General features: G+C 44.7%; 10 protein-coding genes. 5 read left to right on the top strand and 5 right to left on the bottom strand.

All coding sequences use genetic code 11. From position 1 onward, the window contains the following. Nucleotides 1-10: 10 nt before the first annotated feature. From NDI35_RS16770 to NDI35_RS16760, 3 genes are read right to left on the bottom strand one after another with little or no spacing between them, the layout of a single operon-like run. The gene (locus NDI35_RS16770; protein WP_445313730.1) at nucleotides 11-3,184 is read right to left on the bottom strand and encodes a sensor histidine kinase; all 3,174 of its coding nucleotides are present in this window, start codon (nucleotides 3,182-3,184) and stop codon (nucleotides 11-13) included. Nucleotides 3,185-3,186: 2 nt separating this feature from the next. Beyond that, nucleotides 3,187-3,393, bottom strand: a complete 207-nt coding sequence (locus NDI35_RS16765; protein WP_445313729.1) for a hypothetical protein — start codon at nucleotides 3,391-3,393, stop codon at nucleotides 3,187-3,189. Continuing rightward, nucleotides 3,368-4,999: a serine/threonine-protein kinase gene (locus NDI35_RS16760; RefSeq protein WP_445313728.1), complete on the bottom strand. Its 1,632-nt coding sequence runs from the start codon at nucleotides 4,997-4,999 to the stop codon at nucleotides 3,368-3,370. Before NDI35_RS16760 ends, NDI35_RS16765 begins: the two co-directional genes overlap by 26 nt. 533 nt (nucleotides 5,000-5,532) lie before the next feature. Between NDI35_RS16760 and pheT the strand changes: the two genes are divergently transcribed. Next, on the top strand, nucleotides 5,533-7,977 hold the full coding sequence (pheT, locus tag NDI35_RS16755) for a phenylalanine--tRNA ligase subunit beta (RefSeq protein ID WP_445313727.1): 2,445 nt from the start codon (nucleotides 5,533-5,535) through the stop codon (nucleotides 7,975-7,977). A 66-nt stretch (nucleotides 7,978-8,043) separates the two neighbouring features. Here the strand turns inward: pheT and NDI35_RS16750 are convergent, their stop codons facing one another. Next, nucleotides 8,044-8,616, bottom strand: coding sequence for a Uma2 family endonuclease (locus NDI35_RS16750; RefSeq protein WP_445313726.1), 573 nt, complete (start codon nucleotides 8,614-8,616; stop codon nucleotides 8,044-8,046). A gap of 160 nt (nucleotides 8,617-8,776) precedes the next feature. Between NDI35_RS16750 and NDI35_RS16745 the strand changes: the two genes are divergently transcribed. Genes NDI35_RS16745 through NDI35_RS16735 form a run of 3 tightly spaced genes read left to right on the top strand, consistent with a single transcriptional unit; the run spans nucleotide 8,777 to nucleotide 15,747 of the window. Further along, nucleotides 8,777-9,046, top strand: a complete 270-nt coding sequence (locus NDI35_RS16745; protein ID WP_190662223.1) for a YciI family protein — start codon at nucleotides 8,777-8,779, stop codon at nucleotides 9,044-9,046. A gap of 13 nt (nucleotides 9,047-9,059) precedes the next feature. Beyond that, complete coding sequence (locus NDI35_RS16740) at nucleotides 9,060-12,098, top strand: hypothetical protein (RefSeq protein ID WP_445313725.1); 3,039 nt, start codon at nucleotides 9,060-9,062, stop codon at nucleotides 12,096-12,098. After that, nucleotides 12,088-15,747, top strand: a complete 3,660-nt coding sequence (locus NDI35_RS16735) for a helicase-related protein (RefSeq protein ID WP_445313724.1) — start codon at nucleotides 12,088-12,090, stop codon at nucleotides 15,745-15,747. The genes NDI35_RS16740 and NDI35_RS16735 overlap by 11 nt, the downstream gene beginning before the upstream one ends. Before the next feature lie 187 nt (nucleotides 15,748-15,934). Here NDI35_RS16735 and NDI35_RS16730 read toward each other — a convergent pair whose 3' ends face one another. Next, nucleotides 15,935-17,170: a metal ABC transporter substrate-binding protein gene (locus NDI35_RS16730; RefSeq protein WP_445313723.1), complete on the bottom strand. Its 1,236-nt coding sequence runs from the start codon at nucleotides 17,168-17,170 to the stop codon at nucleotides 15,935-15,937. 102 nt (nucleotides 17,171-17,272) lie between these two features. Between NDI35_RS16730 and NDI35_RS16725 the strand changes: the two genes are divergently transcribed. Then, a complete protein-coding gene (locus NDI35_RS16725; RefSeq protein WP_445313722.1) occupies nucleotides 17,273-18,082 on the top strand; it encodes a metal ABC transporter ATP-binding protein in 810 nt (269 codons plus the stop codon). Nucleotides 18,083-18,217: the final 135 nt, after the last annotated feature.

Below are 18,217 nucleotides of genomic sequence, written 5' to 3'. Positions count from 1 at the left end.
ATTTTAGATTTTAGATAGACAAAGATCGATCGTCCGAGTTGACAGCAGGTAGCGAAAACCAGAAAGTCGAACCACCGCCGGGAGTGCTTTCGACGCCAATTTCGCCGCCGTGAGCTTTGATAATTTGCTTGGAGAGGTACAAGCCCAAACCCAGCCCTGTTAATTGTCGGCTATTAGGGTCGTGAACGTAAAGTTCAAATAGAGATTCCCGCTGTTTGGCGCTGATTCCCACTCCATTATCTGTTACAGTACAGCGAACCATTTTTACGGTGACTCCGGGCAATTTGCTGCCGATATTGCCAATTTGGCCCTGATAGCGGGGCATTTTGCAACTGCCGTCGAGGTTAAATTTGGCCAGGGTTTCCTGATTTTTCTGGGTTGTCTCGCCTATCCGAGGACGATCGCCCGCAGTAGATATCCGGTTAGCGATACAGCGAGCGAGCTGAGTAGTTTGAGATGTTAAAACCTGGGAATTTTCTTCATAACTTAGCGCTGTTTCAACAGCAATTACCTCGGCTTTAAAAGTTATATTGACTCCCGGAGGATTGTGTTTAATAGCATTAGTCAACAGATTTTCTAGCACCCGCTGCAAGTGTTTGCTGTCGGCCTTGACTTGTGGCAAATCCACTGGTATTTCCTGAGTTAAAGTTGCTTGATTTTTGGCTAGCATCGGTTCTAAATCGGCAACAAGGGCTGAAGCTAAAGACTGCAAATCTAGCGGTACAGTATTGAGAACAATACCTTTAACCTCGCTAGCATGAGCGTCGAGCAGGGAATTAACCATAGTCAACTGGTGTTCGCTGGCTTGAACGATGCGCTGCAAAATCGATCGAGAAACCGGAACATCTTGTAGAGAATCAGAGGCCGATTTGTTGAGCAAATTTTTCAGCAGTATTAACATTCCCATAACTGGAGTGCGGAGATTGTGAGAAACTGCGTGCAAAAATAGGTCTTTGAGGCGGTTGCTTTCTTCCAACTCGTGCATTTTTTGCTGTAGTTGGCGGGTGCGTTCCTCGACTTGAGATTCCAAGTTGGCATTGAGAGCTTTTACCTGCTGCAAAAGTTGGGCTTGCTGGAGAGCGATAGCCACTTGGGTAGCGAGTTTTTCCAACAAATCTATTTCAAATTCCTGCCACTGGCGGGGTCCGGAGCACTGGTTGACGGCCAAGATCCCGAACAATTCATCGCCCAGGACGATCGGCACATTTAACGTCGCGCGAATTTGATAGTCGCTGTACAATTGGGCAATTGGAACGCTGAGTTGAACGCTAGCAGTATCGGAGATAGTTCGGACGCGGTTGTTAGCATAAAAAGTTTTCTGGCTTTCGAGGTGATTCTCGTCAGCGAGTACCCACCCCAAAAGAGAACGGCATTGAGCATCCACAGACTCGGCCACAACCTTACCGTATACCGGGCTAGGAAGATTTACCCCGTCCGCGTCCACAATACCGATGAAAGCGCGGTCTGCCTTGAAAAATTGCCGGACTTCGGCAACAGTAGTGTTGAGAATTTCTTCGAGGTCGAGGGAGTTGCGAATTCGCAGGGCGATTTCGGAGAGCAAGCGATCGCGATCGGAGGACGCCCGCAAAGCGGTTTCCGCGCGGTGGCGTTCGGTAACGTCTTGGACTGTGGCGGCGATCGCCCCTGATTGAATGGCCGACTGTTCGCAGACAGTGCGTTCGGAGCCGTCTGCTAGCACAATTCGGTAGTTAATGCAATAGGGTGTGCGCTCAAACATAGCTTGGCGCTGCGATCGCGCCACCAATTCTCGGTCTTCTGGATGTACAGCCTGCAAAAAAACTTCTGGTGTGGGTTTGACAGTTCCCGGAGCAAAACCCAAGAGGCGGTAAAGTTCGTTTGACCACCGCAATTCGATATGGGATATACGATCTTCTGCGGATTCTTCGGAGTTGTCAGTTGCTGTGAGGGCGGCGCAATTTAAATCCCAATTTCCCAACTGAGCGATGCGCTGAGCGTTGGCTAAACTAGCTTCGCGATCGCGCAGTATGGCGGCCGTGCGGCGCACCTCCACCAGCGCTTGCTGGCGTTCTGCTACGGCGGCGGCCAACATCAGAGCCACAAGGGCGATCGTACCGGTAAAAGCTTGTAAAAATAAAACCGCCTGTTTGAGATTATCGCTTTTGGCCAAAAACGGGCCGCCTCCCTGTACTGCTCCCCAAATCGCGATGTAAGACACGATCGAATAAGCAAAAATCGCTCCCGCCGGTTGAAACCGCAGGGCAGCCCAAACTATTAGAGGAAAAGGCAGATACTCTAGCGGATACTGAGCGATATCCGCCTGTATTTTAGAGCAAAAAAACAGCCAGCTCACGCTCAGCAAGAGAGTCAGCCAGAGCGCTATTTCTGAATAATTAACAATTAAAAATAGAAGATTATAGCGTTTTTCACTTGCAGAAAATTCGCTTGAATAATTTGTAACTGGGGATTGGTAATTGTCCCAGTTAAAAAAGGCTTTTAAATTTGAAATAATTCCAGGTTTAATCTTACCTTTTACACGATTTTCAAGAACAGGCATCTTGCCTGTTCCACAATCAAATTCATCTCTTGTGGAACAGGCATCTTGCCTGTTCCTAAACAAGTAATTGAGAATAATAAAACATCTCAGTTTTAGTGGAGATTTAAAACTATTAACGGCGTGGTTCAAAGTCAGCAGAACGGGCGTCACAATCAAAATTCCCATGCCGTCTCCGAGCCACGTAGTCCACCAGTTGCGAGAGAAATTGCTCCACTGAGCCCAACCAAAAATGCAGGTTCCCAAGTTGCCGAGGATAGAACCGACCAAAGTAGACCCGATGACAGCGCCCGCCACTAAAGCCAGAACATCTCGCAATCGATCGAGTTTGGTAGAAAATCCGCTCTCCCTCAGCAAAGCCTCTCCAGCCAGCGCTTGCAGGGTGACGCTAAAGGCCGATGTGGTAATGACAGCCGACGGTATACCGGCGGTAGAGTTTAACAGCACTGAACCGAGGACAATTCCCGGCCACATCCGTCGCCCTTGCAGTAGCAGTGCCGCTAGAGCAATACCGGCGGGCGGCCACACGGGGGAGGGTTCGGCTTGCACCAGTCCCAGCATCGACGCTGCGAGTTTTCCGGTAACAAAGTAGGCCAGGGCCAGGATGCCGGTGTACAGAAGCGTTCGAGTGCGGGGGTTGAGCAGTTTCATGTTTAGGTGCGATCGAATCCTCCATTCCTAGTTTTTAATTTAGGCGGCTTTGGGGCGATCGAACTTCCTCCTGACGACTCACCTGACTGGGGGAGTGGGAAGTGGGGAGAGTGGACGACTGGAAGAGTGGGAGAGTAGGAGCATTTTTTCTTCTTCCTTCTTCCTTCTTCCTTCTTCCTTCTATTAAAATCCAAAACTCCGCTTACCATCCGGCTTAATCGTAAGCCAATTGGTCTTTGCCATTGCCAGTTGTTCCTCAGAAACTGTAGCGTTCGTAAGATTCGCCCCGCACAAATTTGCTCCCCGCAAATTCGCCTTAGTCAAATAAGCCCCCGTCAAGTCAGCACCTCGGAAATCCGCCCCTTCAAAATTGGCAGTGCTGCAATAAGCCTCAGTCAAATTAGCATCTCGCAAATTCGCCTGAATTAATCGGGCGTGACCCAAATTCGCCCCCGACAAATCCGCTGCTTGCAAATTTGCCTTCACCAACCTAGCCTGATAAAAATTCCCCCCCGCTAACTGCGCTTTTTGCAGTTGCAGGCCAGACAGTTCGCAGTCAGCAAAATCGCGCTTGCCTTTAAAATATGCCGCTCGCAAGCTGTTCGTGTCCCACTTAGGAGCAACTTTCGATAGCTTTGACGCTGCTAAATTGCCGCTAGAAGGTCCAACGGTTCCCAAAGTTCTGCCGGACTCAGCCAGAGTTCGGGAAACTCTCGGCTGCATCCCCGTGTTCCCGGATTGGCTGAAGGAAGTTCTACCAGTGCGGCTTTGGTTCGATCGTAAATCTTGATTAATTTTGCTCTCAGGCCGTGACCACGAAGAACCCTCGTCATTAAATATTGTCGGTTCTTCAACTGTACGAGAAGAGCCGTTGAATTGAGTTGCCAAGCCATCCATCAGACTTGGGTCTTCAAATTGGCCAGAGAGAGCTCTGAGGACATCTGCTGCCGATTGGAAGCGGTGCCCAACCATCGGCTTGAGCATTTTTTCGAGAATCCGCGCAAAATTTGGGCTTACCTGAACGTGTGGCTGCCAAACAATTTCGCCGGTTACTCCATCAAAATCTAAATCCTTGGGCGATTTTCCTGTCAGCAAGTACAAGCAAGTCATGCCCACCGCGTAGATGTCGCTGGCAAATATCGGCCGCAGCGCCATTTGTTCCGGGGGAGCAAAACTAAATGTGCCAACTGAAAATTTCGTGTTGGCGCTTTGGTCGGCGGGGTCTAATAATATTGTTTGGCTAACTTGGTCTTTTACCGCTCCGAAATCAATCAGAACTAAGTGGCCGTCTTGAACTCGGCGAATAATATTTGCCGGTTTGATGTCTCGGTGAATTACTCCTTGGCTGTGGATATATTGCACTACTGGCAGAATTTCTAATAGAAAATTTTTAACATCCGATTCGTTGAAACGGCCTGAGTGCTTGACTTCTTGCTTCAAAGTCGAGCCTTTAACATACTCTTGAACTAAGTAAAATTGCTGTTCCGTTTCAAAATAGTCTAGCAGCCTCGGTACTTGGGGGTGGTCGCCCAGTTGGCCGAGGGTTTTGGCCTCTCGCTTGAATAATTCCCGCGCCATTTCTAAAACTCGCGGCGACGAACTACTGGGTCGCAGTTGCTTGACTACACAACTCGGTTGACCGGGCAATGAGATGTCTTTTGCCAGAAATGTAGCTCCAAAACCTCCTTGTCCTAACGGTTCAATGACTCGGTAGCGAGCGCGCAGCAATAACCGCGCACCGCAAGTCTGACACTGAAGAATAGAGTCAGCAGGATTTTGAGGATGGGGACAGCCCGGATTTACGCAGTAGCTCATATTGATTGAGTTTGCCTATGTTGTTCTGATCTTGTCAGCGTCGCTCGACTGCACAAATGGCCTGTTCCTGCTTCTGGTAGACATACTAATCTATCAGTTTTCGGCAAGCCGTGCCTTCGATTGCGAATTGGAATTGCACCTAAGTCTTTTAGGCCGATATCTTTTCCCTATTTTGATTATCTCGCTGGTTTGAGTTTTTTCGGTTGATTATCCTTGAAGATAGTTTAAAGACTTGCTAAAGTTGTGCTTTTTTGTGTAAAGTCTTTCTAAACTTAAGTGCTTTTTGCGTTGTTAGATGTATCTAGCATACCTCATTATCTGAATGAGAATGCTACTCATCCCTCCGTAGCCATCCACCTTTGGGCAGATCCCTAGTTTTTGCTGATGTATACCATAACAGTCTTGACAAAATTGAATTAGTATGCTAAGAAAAGCTTTCCCGAATAAATTCTGGGACTCAAAAGTCGTAGCCCGTAGGCGCCGACTAATGACTAATAACTACAGAGCACTGACAACTAACTACTGACTAAATTATGCGTATTTCTCTAAAGTGGCTGCAGGAATTGGTGGATGTGGCGATATCGCCGGAAGAATTAGCCGAAACCCTGACAATGGCAGGCTTTGAAGTCGAAGAAATCGAAGACCGCCGCCCGTGGGCAAGCGGCGTAGTTTTGGGCAAAATCATCGCCTGCGAACAGCATCCGAATGCAGACAAATTGAGAGTTTGTCAAGTGGATGTCGGCTCCTCAGAAGCTTTGAATATTGTTTGCGGCGCACCGAACGCTAGGGCAGACATTTACGTGCCTGTCGCTGTTGTCGGAACTTATTTATCGACTATTGATTTAAAGATTAAACCTGCTAAATTGCGGGGCGTTCCTTCCGAAGGAATGATTTGCTCTCTGGCAGAATTGGGACTATCTAAAGAGTCAGCCGGCATTCACATTTTTGAGTTAGAAAATCCCAAATTGGGCAGCGATATTCGCCCACTTTTGGGTTTAGATGACGTGATTTTAGATTTGACAGCAACTGCCAACCGTGCTGACGCTTTGAGCATGGTGGGCGTAGCGCGGGAAGTGGCGGCGCTGACTGGGGCGAGTTTGAGAGTTCCCGAAGCGAATGGTGTGGCGATTGAGGGCAAAGAAAGTCCTGGTTTGGCAGTAGAAATATCGGAAGCGCAAGGCTGCCCGATTTACATCGGCACGGCAATTGAAGGTGTGAAAATTGCTGCTTCTCCAGCTTGGTTGCAGCAGCGGTTGCAGGCGGCGGGAGTGCGGCCGATTAATAATGTGGTGGACGTGACTAATTACATTTTATTGGAATGGGGACAACCGCTGCACGCTTTCGATCGCGATCGCCTGCAATCTTTCACGGGTACTCAAGATATCAGCATCGGCGTCCGCTTTGCCAAAACAGGGGAATCCTTCAAAACTTTGGACGGACAAAACCGCAATTTGCAAGCACAAAATCTGTTAATTACTGCTAGCGACAAACCTGTTGCCTTAGCTGGGGTAATGGGTGGCGAAGACACGGAAGTTCACGAAGGAACGCAAAATTTAGTTTTGGAAGCAGCGATTTTTGACCAGGCAACGATTCGCCGTTCTGCGCGCGCTCAAGGCTTGCGTAGCGAGGCATCGATCCGCTACGAACGGGGGGTGAATCAGGCGGCATTGACGACGGCTTGCAACCGCGCTGTCGCCCTAATTTTGGAGTTGGCTGGAGGCGCTGCGACTGTGCAGAAAACGGCGAGTTCTGGCGACGATTTGAGTTTTTCGCGATCGCTCGAATTGCGTCTAGATCGAGTAAATCTGGTTTTGGGGCAGTTGAAAAGAGGGGAAACTGGCGGTTCTAAATATCTGGAACCGGAAGAGGTGAAAAACATTCTCATAGCCTTGGGATGCGAAGTTGTTCCAACGGAAAAAGAACGGGTGTTTGCGATAACTGTTCCTCCTTACCGCTACCGCGATTTAGAAAGGGAAATTGACTTAATTGAAGAAGTTGCCAGACTCCACGGTTATGACAATTTCTGCGATACTTTGCCCAGCAAAACGGAACCCGGTTATCTGTCGCCGGAATATGCGGCAATTCGGAATGTGCGATCGGCTTTTCGGGCGGCCGGGTTGACGGAGTTGATGCACTATTCTTTGGTGAAAACTGAGGGAGACAATCAGGTTGTGCTGGCGAATCCGCTGTTTGTGGAGTATTCGGCTTTGCGGACAGAAATGCTGTCGGGTTTGATTGATGCTTTCCAGTACAATTTGGAACAGGGAAATGGGGCGCTAAACGGTTTTGAAGTCGGCCGCATTTTCTGGAAAGATGGGGATGCCATGAAGGAAGCCGATGCAGTTGCGGGGATTATCGGCGGCGATCCGACTGTGTGGAAATGGCAGCAGTCCGGGCGCGATCGACCTTTGACTTGGTTTGAGGCAAAAGGTATTTTGGAAAGCGCATTTCAAGAGTTGGGTTTGTCGGTGGAATATCAAAGTGATTCCTCTAATACACGCTTGCATCCGGGCCGGACGGCTGCGTTATCGTTAAACGGGAAACATTTAGGAGTTTTCGGACAGTTGCACCCGCAATTGCAGCAAGAAAAGGATTTGCCGGAGCAGGTTTACGTGTTTCAATTAGATTTGGCGGTGCTGTTGGCAGCGTTGAATCGATCGAACAACTTAACTCGCAAGTTTGCGGGTTATTCGAGTTTCCCCGCTTCTGACAGAGACATTGCATTTTTCGCACCGGTTGAAGTTCCGGTTGTAGATATGCAGAGTGCGATGAAAAAGGCGGCGGGTAGTTTGCTGGATTCCGTGGAACTGTTTGACGAATATCGGGGCGACAACGTACCGGCGGGACAGCGGAGTTTGGCTTTTCGGTTAGTTTACCGCGCGGGCGATCGAACTTTGAGCGAAACCGATGTCGAACCGGCACAACAAAAAGTTCGCGATGTTTTAGTAGAGAAATTCGGCGTTAGTTTGAGAAGCTAAAATAGGTCCCTACTCACTAATAAACCGCCAGGGAATGAATTCCCTGGCGGACTCAGGGAAAAAGCGTTAAATTGACACCAATGGCCGCAACATATCCCGAACCCTAAAGGAAAAATCGGGAAACTGCAAAGGAGAAATACTCCCATCATCCCCGAGAATCACCCGACTTTGATAACCATCCTGACTCGGTTCTCGAAAAACGTGGAGTTGCCGATTATTAACATCCAAAACCCAATAATCAGCAATTCCAGACTGAGCATAAATAGTCGCTTTAATCCCGCAATCTGTTCTCAGCGTAGTATCGGCAACTTCAATAATCAGATAAATTTCTGAGGGAGTTGGATGGTGGTCTTCATAGTAAAGTGGATCAGGTATGACTACAGAAATATCTGGTTCTGGTTCAGAGTAATTATTGAGCCGAACCGGGTCTTGCAGCCGCACAAAAATCTGCTCTCCTAAACGGTTATCCAGTAATATCTTCGTGCGCGCAATCGCCGCACCATGTGCTGTTCCTTTTGCTGCCATCTTTACTATTTGTCCAGCCAATAATTCTACTCGTTCATCTTCGTCAAAAATACCAATTTCTGCCATACGGTGATACTCTTCAACCGTCAACAAACGAATGTCTAATAAAGTCATAGCCATCTTCTCCTATCTAACAATCATCTCTCTTTCCCCTCTTCCTCTGCGCCCTCTGCGCCCTCTGCGGTTCATTAATCTTATCGTTAAAATATTCGTTAAATCCTGTTACTCTTATTGTACAATAACTTTTAAACAAATTCATCTAAGGCTCAAAACCGTGACTAAATATGTGATGTGGGGAAGTTACTGCGAAGACGTTCTAGAAAAACGCGCTCCGTTTCGAGACGCTCATTTAGCCGGATTGGCTAAGCAGAAGGAATCGGGTGTGTTAAGTACGATCGGGCCAACGAAAGATTTAACAAAAGTTTTTGCAATTTACGAAGCCGAAGATGAGGCGCAGGTGCGACAATTGGTGGAAGCCGATCCTTATTGGGTAAATGGGGTTTGGACTGAGTACGATGTGAAAGAGTGGATTCAAGCTTTTTGAAGGGGTTAACAGGGTGAACAGGTTAACATTGGGTGACAGCGATTTAGTTCCAGTTGACTATGGCGATTTGCTGGACAAGATTTTAGAAGTTTTGCAATCGAAAAACCCGTTTAATATATCAGATGACCGCCGCCGTCTGATCGTCGATATTGATGCGATCGCTGCTGATGTTGCAAAAATGCAAGTGCGGACACCCTTGGGTTCCTATGAACGTCAAGCAGATGCTGCTACGGTTAATTTTCCGCCAGAAGTTGAGGAGATTTTTGGCGATCGAGTCAGGAAGATTAAAGAGTGTTTGCGGCAGCACTTAGCATCTAAATTGCTGCCAAAAAATACTTCAATTGAAAAGTTTGTCGCTAGCTTAATCAGTCCTTTAGATTCATCCTCTTTTCAGGGAGACGGCAAAAAGTTAGGTCTCAAATACGATTTTGGGACTCGCCACACTTCTTTAGAAAAAGAAAAGCTAACTTTGGAACGCCCGGTTTCTGGGAGTCCTGGGACTTTAAAACTGCATAAATTGACTATTGCTGTGCGAAATACCGATATTTTTCAACAACAGCTAAAGGAGGGTTTAGAAAACTACATTAGGGAAAATGCCGAGAATAGCGACGATAGGCAAAAACTTAACCACCGTCTTGATGAGATGGTTAATAATGAATACTCGGATTTTCATAAATTGATCCGACTGGTAGACAAAGAAACCCTAGGAAAAATCAACAAAGAAGCCAAGATTACTTATTTGGAGTATCTGCTGGAACACATCAGCACTAGCAGCACAGATACTGTAGGAATCATCTATTTAAAAGATTTGATTCGTCGTCTCAGATTGATAGAAAATTACATCAACGACAGTAATAAATCCGATGGCGATTATGCTGCCAATTATGCTGGTGTTAGAGTTAATTACAGAGAAATTTTTGCGCGATCGGATTTTTTAGATGCGCTGCCAATTATTCCCCTTGTAGAAGGTTATTTGGGAGAAAGCACGGACAATCATCGGAACGAACGTAAATTTATCTTTGGCCTCAAACTAAAATTAGACAACCCAGTTCAAGCGCGCGGTGGAAAGGACGTATTTGAATATCATCTGAATCTGCTAAATCCAGATAGTGAAGAACACAAAGCAGAACTTACCGAAGATGCTAATACCGAAACCTTCGTCCGCAAAGTGTTAAAAATAGCATTTTTGTATCACTGTGTGTTTGCATCTCCCCACACTCCAGGATCGCCAAATTATAACCCAGAATTGGAACTTGAATTTAATCCTATTCCGGCTTTTGAGCAACTAATGAGAGATGTATTAACTCGCGATAATGACGAAATCAAAAAAAGACTTTTCCGAAATTTTGTCACACGCTTTAAGCAGGTTAATGTTAAACATAAACTTAACCATCTTAAAAGAATGCTGAAAGGCTTTCTCGAACGCCAAACAATTTTGCCAAGCCGTACAGAAACGCGACACGTAAACCTCAAAATAGGTCTGTTAGAAGACATTGAAAATATTTTGCAGAATAATAAATTTTTTAATGAAGTTCTGGATCGAAATTACAAGCAGACACTCCATTATATTGTCGTTGAACAGCCTAGTGTTGATGAAACAGCAATCTGTCAGCTACCGATAAATATTACTATCGAAGATGTCCGCTATTTTCCTACTGATGAACGCCACAATTTCAGCATGGAATACAATATCAAAGGTGTCGATATCTTGCCGATGCTTTCAGCACCTAAAGCCGATCGTTCTAGAAAAATCTACAGCCAGCATTTTTTAACAAAATTAGTTTTGTTTCCTTATGACGACAAACGACTAGACAGCGGTGATAAAGGTTTACCACCTGCGGCGGCTTTTGTGTATAAATTTACGATGTTGCTGCTGTCTTATATCTGCCTGAGAGTTTTACTCGAAAATACTGCAAAAAACTTATTTATTCCGATGGTGAGGCTGCATGAAGGTGACGACAAACACCCTTCGCCCTCAGAAAAATTTATGGCTAACCTTTCCAAAACATTATCTCACATTTTGAGTGAAAAACAACGCTCAACTTCTCAGGGATTTCGTATTAGAGAAGATCCAAATAGTTACAAAGTTCATAACGGTTTGAGTTCAATGTATTCAATACTGCCGAAAAAGTTTAAATTTAGCAATGTGCAGTTATCTCCAGAGTTAGATAATTTAGCAATCATTGTTGTTTCCAGTCGCGACAGTGATGCTAAAAGAAGTAATAAAAACCGCTTCCAAAGAACAGCTAGTTTAATCGGAGAAGCTATTGGGATTAATCGCCTCGAACACGATGCAATTGAAGTCAAAGTCCTGAAAACTTTTTCCGAGAATTACAGTGTCAGCCGCCTTTATACTGAGCCGTTAATCCTTGAAGATGCAATGAGTCAGCTTTATCAGCAAGGATATCGAAATTTCGCATATATTTCGCAAGCACCTTACATGAGTACGCTGCATATTACCAAGACTGAGGAAGACGAGGAATTGTCTTTTATGTCAAAAAAATTGCTCCGAACTTTGAAGGGAGAGCGACGAGATATCAAAATTTATCCGATGTTTTTTGATAAATACTATGTCCGCAGTTTTCTAGGTGATAAGGGAAAACCTTTTTACATTCAGGATGCTATGGAGCTTTCGAGCTTGTTTGCAGATACCAGTCAACAAGCTGTGATGTTTTTTAACTTGTTTAACGGACTTAAGGTAAAGGAGGAGAAAAACTTTTATAACGGTGTGATTTCCTACTCGACCCTGTTGCATATATACGACGGGATTCTGGACGATCAAGACCTTCACCAAGGGTTGATTTACGACGGTGCAATTAAAGATACTTTGCTACATTATTTAACAATCTTTCACTTTTATCGTTATGAAGCTCGCAAAAAAGACCTGAGTTTTAAACTTGACCCCTACGAGCAGATTATCGGAGATGATTCGGTTGGTACTTTATCTGTGTTTAGTCATCCGGGCGGGAATGCTGAGTTTAACTCGCTGGCTTTTTTGAATAAGGTAAGAGAAGTATTAAATGTCGGTGAGGTACAAAATAATGATTGGTGAAGATTTTGGGCGGCTGTTTGAAGTAGGATTCAATATCGGGATTCTGGCATATATTCAGCGGGAAAATTTAAGTCACAATTTTGGCGATTCCTACCGTCTAGATTTGCAGAGGCTCAAATTGCCAAAAATGACGGCGGAAATCGTTAGGGAAGCCAATCTGCTGGCTAGTTTAGATGCTGAAATAGTTGAAAAATGGAGTTTGTTTTTTGTCCAAAAAGGTTTTTTGGGTGGGTTGAATTTTTTCCGGGAGTACGTCAAATCTACTGGCTGGAATTTGCAGCGGTTGAAAATTGTGTATTGTCAGTGCAGTTTTAGTGATGCTAACAGTATCAGAACCTATAACAAGGGTGACAAAGAAGCGTTTAAAGGGTTATTGTCTCAGTTGACAACTGCCAAACTTAGTTTATCAGATGATGAGATTAACTCGTACATCCGCCGCTACTCGAAAAAGGGTGAGTTTTTGCAGGCTGATACGCTGATGCTGTTACAGTATGGCAATGATTTTAGAATTCTCTGCGTTGATTTGTCTGTGTTTTCTCCGACGCTAGCTCCAAAAACGGAGGATATTAATGAAATAGAGGTGATACGCAAATATTTGATGAGAGAAATTAGCTATTTGCGATCGAAAAGTGTGTTTTCTAATCTGCGGATGGATACCAGCACTTTAGGTGTGGATTTCTCGGAGGATTTAAAACGATTTTTTACAGCTTTTAAGTATAAGGATAAGGAAAGCGCTAAGCTGATTCAGGCGGGTAGCTACGCTCACAGCTTCTATGGATTTTTGCAACAAACAGGTATAATTTCCAGTGATGCTGAGGTTTTGTTTAATGTGGTGGGTTATGGCGATCGCAATATTAGCGCTATTTCCCTACGCCCGGACAAAATTAACTTATTAGCAACTTGTGCCCAAATTTACCAGAATGAAGCGAAAGGTAAAGAGATTAGTGATGCTCGCACCGAAGTTTTAAAGGTTATTCAACTCAACGCGGCTCGCAGTTTTAAAGAAGGCAGAAAGTTTGTTGATTCTCTGTTAGGAATTGGAAAAAATGTCACTGAACCTGTACCTCATACAGAACGGATAGACGATTTTGTTAATTCAATAGATATTATATCAGATAAACTGGCAGATGACTTGCAAATTTCTCGCGGATTAGACCTGCGAAATGCTCACGCTCAATTGATTGTGAAAGCGCTTCAATCTGATGAAACTTATATCTTTTTGACTGGAAATCCGGGAATAGGTAAAACCACTGCGATAGCCAATTTCCTCAAACGCCATATCGACGATGGTTTCTTATTTCTGTACGTCAGTCCCCGCAAGCAAGTAAACTTGGATATTATCGAAAAATTCAAAGATAAAAATACTGGTTTGCTGTGCAACGATCGATTATTTTGTATCAACACTAACGCCGATATCATCAAAAGCAATTCAGGACACTGTACCGTCAAGTACGCATCGAATAGCTATCGTGACGATTTCACCAAAAAAACTGTTCGCTTCCTCAAGGATGATTCAGAAATTCAGAGGACGGAATATCATCAATCAGAACTTAAAAAAAAGGGAGAAACAGTAATTAAACCCATTAATCCCAAAGGAAATGGAGTGCTTAAGAGCATTTGCGAAGGTATATACGCGCTGATAAATGGCCAGGTATCTAATAATATCGTAGCTACCGTTTCTATTCAATCGGTGAAGATGAAAGAAAACCGACAAAATACCCTAGAGCATTTAGATAAAATTTTTCAAGATACTTACAATAAACGGGACAAACGGGTCATTCCCGCTAAGATGCAAGAAATCTCCAGTCGCATCAAACATATTTTCATTATGATAGATGAAATTACGGGAGATGATGGTGGCGTTGAGTTTTTAGCCGGAATTGCCAAGATTATCAAAAAACATGATTTGCACAAGCGAGAACACGGCTTTAATACTAAAATTATTGTCGCAGATGCTTCGATTGTTGACTGCGATGTGATTAAACAGCACCTTGATAACACGTCACCGGAACCGGACAAAATCTATTTTAAAAAGTTAGCGAAAGATTCGGAAGAAATTCAACCTTTACAAGCTATTCCTTTTAAATTTAACAATCTAGCTGCCAAGGTGATTAATGCGAATTCCTATCCGGCGCGCAGTTTAGAGATAACTTATAAGGTATTTGTCGAAACTGTTAAATACAGTGAAAATGCGCCTTTAAAACAGAATAGTAATTTAGTAAAGCGGGTACAATCTCAAATAATTGAGGATATCAATCAGCGATTAGCCATCCCCGGTGTCGAACAAATTATAGTATATATTCAAAACAAGCAAAGATTGGCAGAATTAATTGAAAAAATTAAAGATAGTCGCGAAAAGTTTGAGCCTTTCACCGGTTATCTGGAAATTCACGCTAATCTCTCGGAAGAGGAGAAAGAAAAAATACAGGAATACAAAAATACAGCTAAAGTAATCTTTATGACTGCATCGGGAAGTCGTGGACTTTCTTTCCCAAAAACCCAACATATTTTAGTTGATATTCCCCGCTTCCAAATAGAGAAAAATCTGATGGAAATCATACAGGTGATTTATCGGGGACGCGGAGAATATGACAACGGTAAAACCCTTGATGGTGAAGATAAGAAGTTGGTATTTTACCTATCAGATACCGCAGTTTATTACGCTGATGATGCGGAACTTTCCCTGCAAGAAAGCAAATTGAGTTTGTTGAATTTATTGCTAATTCTCAAGACGGCGGTGATGACGCGAATTTCGGGATACGGTTATTTAGGTAGGGAAAAGTTTTTGATCATTCCCATCGGCGGTAAGTCGGTTTCCGCAGTAGGGGATACTTTTAGCAGCAAAATGGCTGCTCTAATTAAGACATTAAAGAGCGAGAGCCAGCGAGGAAATATGTTGTTTAAGGAGGTTTATACGAGTCTGGAACAGCTTTTGGGTCGCGGGGAGTTTGTTTTAAAAAATTCTGATAAGTCTCGTCAAAAGGGCGATTCTTATCTGGAAATGCGGGAAGATTTTAATCGTAAATTTTTGGAAAAGTGCAATCCTCTTGATGGTTTGTTGAGCTATGATAATTTAGAACTCGGTCATGTTTGCGGTAGTTTGTTGCTCGTACCTCTAGCTAAGCAAAATTTGGCGGAAACATACCAGATGCGGCTACATCGGGAAATTCAGAAATGTGTAGATAATCAGTTGCTGCACAAAATGTATCGGATTAGGGATAGTGAGTCGTACCCGGAGAATGTACGATCGGCAATTAGAGGAGGTGCGATCGAGCTTTTGCAATTTCTCAACAGCGATGTGGAGAAAACTCAGTATTTTGAAGAGCAGAGTCAGCAGTTCGATCGCTATTATGCCATACCGCTGTTTGCCTTTGTCAGCGGGGAGGAAATGCAGGAGTATTTTGCTGACAGTAAGCTGGAAGAACCGGAAGACAGGCGGTTTCGGGATATTTTGTCGGCTTATGTGCGATCGATCTACCCTGTAGATAGTGTAATGCCGATCGGGCACAAGTATCAAGACTTCCCGTTTATTGTGTTTAGAAGCTACAGTTTAGAACAAAGTCGAGAAAAAATATTTACAGATAAATATCTTTTGAGTTCCAACGAATTGAACGTGCTCAATTTAATTTTGTCAAAACAGATAAACTAGACCTCTTGCATTCCCAAGCTTTCAATTCCTTCAAGAATCTGGGTTTATCTGCGTTTATCTGCCTTGCATCTGCGGTTTCTGTATCAATCAAAGACTTATGCAATGCAAGGCTACTGAAACTTGTAGGCTGCGTCAGCTAGCTGTCACCCCGCAGAGAAAATAAAACTCTTCCGGGGCACCCTACTTGCTACTTGCTAACTTCAATCGGCGTGTATTTCCCCCCTAAAGCTTCGACGATGGCGCGAGTATTAGCCGACATCATTTTAACATAAGAATCCCCCTCGCTTCCGGGCGCCCCAATCGAATCCGAATAAAGTTGCTGCGCCGCCAATTTCACCCCCGCTTCCTCCGCCACTGTTCTAATCAGTTGTGGGTTAATTGTAGTCTCGGCAAAAATAGCAGGAACTCCTGCCGCTTTCACCGATTCTACTAACTTTTGCACCGTTTGAGCGCTGGGCTGTTCCTCCGTACTAATCCCGATCAAACTGTTAGCAATTCCCAATCCGTAGGCGCGGCTGTAATATTGAAAAGCATCGTGACTTGTGACTAATTTACGCTGATTTTCGGGGATAGTTTTAATCTCTTGTTCGATCCAACTATCCAAACGTTTTAACTCTTCAGTAAGTTTCACAGCATTCTGCGTAAACTTCTCCCGATCTTCCGGCGATAGTTCGATTAGCGCATCCCGAATTGCTTCTACCATTTGAACTGCATTTTCCACATTTCCCCAAACGTGTGGATCGGGTACGGTATTCCCTTGTTTATTCAATAGCAAAGGCTTGACAACTTCCCCCACTGCTAATTTCCGCGCCTTAATTCCGGCGGCATTCATCATCCTAATTAATCCCGGTTCCAAATTGTAGCCGTTATACAAAATTAAGTTAGCTTGTTCTAAAGCTTGAGAATCTTTTGGCACCGGTTCGTAAACGTGAGGATCGGTTCCCGGCTGCAAAATTCCTGTTAGCTGAATTTCGCCTCCCGCTACTCGATCGGTCAAATCCTCAATAATTGTGCTGGTAGCAACTACCTTGGGTTTAGCATCTGCCTCTGGAGAGAGGCGATCGCCCTGGGTTTGAGCGCAACTAAATAAGCCCAAAGTCAAAATGCCGCAGGCAATAGTTCTGATAAAAAATACTTTGGACTTGTTCAATCCAGGGCGGGAGGTTTCAATCCCCGACTCACTGCTAAACTCTCCTTGATACGATTGCTTCACAATTGCCGTCGCTTTTAATTCACATCTGACACCATTCTCAATAACCCTTGTCTGGGCGGGCAGGATGCCCACCCCACCAGAAAACTCACTCTTTGTGGAACAGGCATCTTGCCTGTTATTGAGAATTGTGGAAGATATGAGTTTTAACCGACTTGAGATTTTCGCCGCCAAACCTATAGTTTGAGGGGTTTCGAGCTGGCACTGTCGCATTATCTACCTCTCCTGAGTTCCAGATTATTCCTATTTGCCGATGATTTCATATTCTTTTCATTTTTACAGTAAACTTAATAAAAAGGAGATATAGTCATCCCCATGAATACCGCCGCCTTGCCCAACGAAAATCCTTGGTCTCAAATGGTTTGCCACCTCAAAGACAGCGCTACCGACACTGAAATTATCGCTGTTAAGCACTTAGCAGTAAACTACCGCACGGTAGAGGCACTCAGAGATATCAGCCTTTCCGTCAAACCGGGAAGGCTGACGGGTATTATTGGCCCCAACGGTGCCGGCAAAAGCACGCTGATTAAAGCAATGTTGGGCTTAATTCCCGCAGATCGCGGCACTGTTACCTGGGGCGAAGAAGCGATCGCCGATCGACTCGAAACAGTAGCCTACGTGCCCCAGCGATCACAAATTGACTGGAACTATCCCGCCACCGTTTGGGATGTCGTAATGATGGGAAGAGTCAGAAAAGCCGGATGGTTTCGCCGCTTCTCGGCAGCTAGCCGCCGCACCGCTGCCGAGGCCTTAGAAAGAGTAGGCATGAGTGCTTACAAAGACAGACCGATCGGACAACTTTCCGGCGGACAGCAACAGCGAGTATTTCTAGCTAGAGCCTTAGCCCAAGAAGCCGCTATTTTCTGCTTTGACGAGCCGTTTGTCGGCGTTGACCAAAAAACTCAAAATATCATTTTCGACATCTTCCACCAGCTAGCAAATGCCGGAAAAATTGTCTTAGTAGTCAACCACGACTTAGGCGAATCAATCACCAATTTTGACGATTTAATTTTGTTAAATACAGAATTAATTGCCGCTGGTTCCCGCCAAGAAGTGCTAACAAAAGAAAACCTTTACCGCGCCTACGGCGGACAAGTAATGTTCTTTGCCGGACAAGCAGCTTAATTAGCCAGCAGTCATTAATCTAGGAGTTACGCTCTCGATCCCGGTTTCTTTGATAATATTGGGTTTGGCAACGATAAATCTCGGATCAAACCGGGTTGCTTTGGTTGTTAGTCATTAATTAGCTGTTATTTTATC

The sequence above is a fragment of the Microcoleus vaginatus FACHB-2002 genome (assembly GCF_040004035.1).
Taxonomy (GTDB): domain Bacteria; phylum Cyanobacteriota; class Cyanobacteriia; order Cyanobacteriales; family Microcoleaceae; genus Microcoleus; species Microcoleus vaginatus_C.
This window is presented reverse-complemented; position numbering and strand designations above follow the sequence as displayed.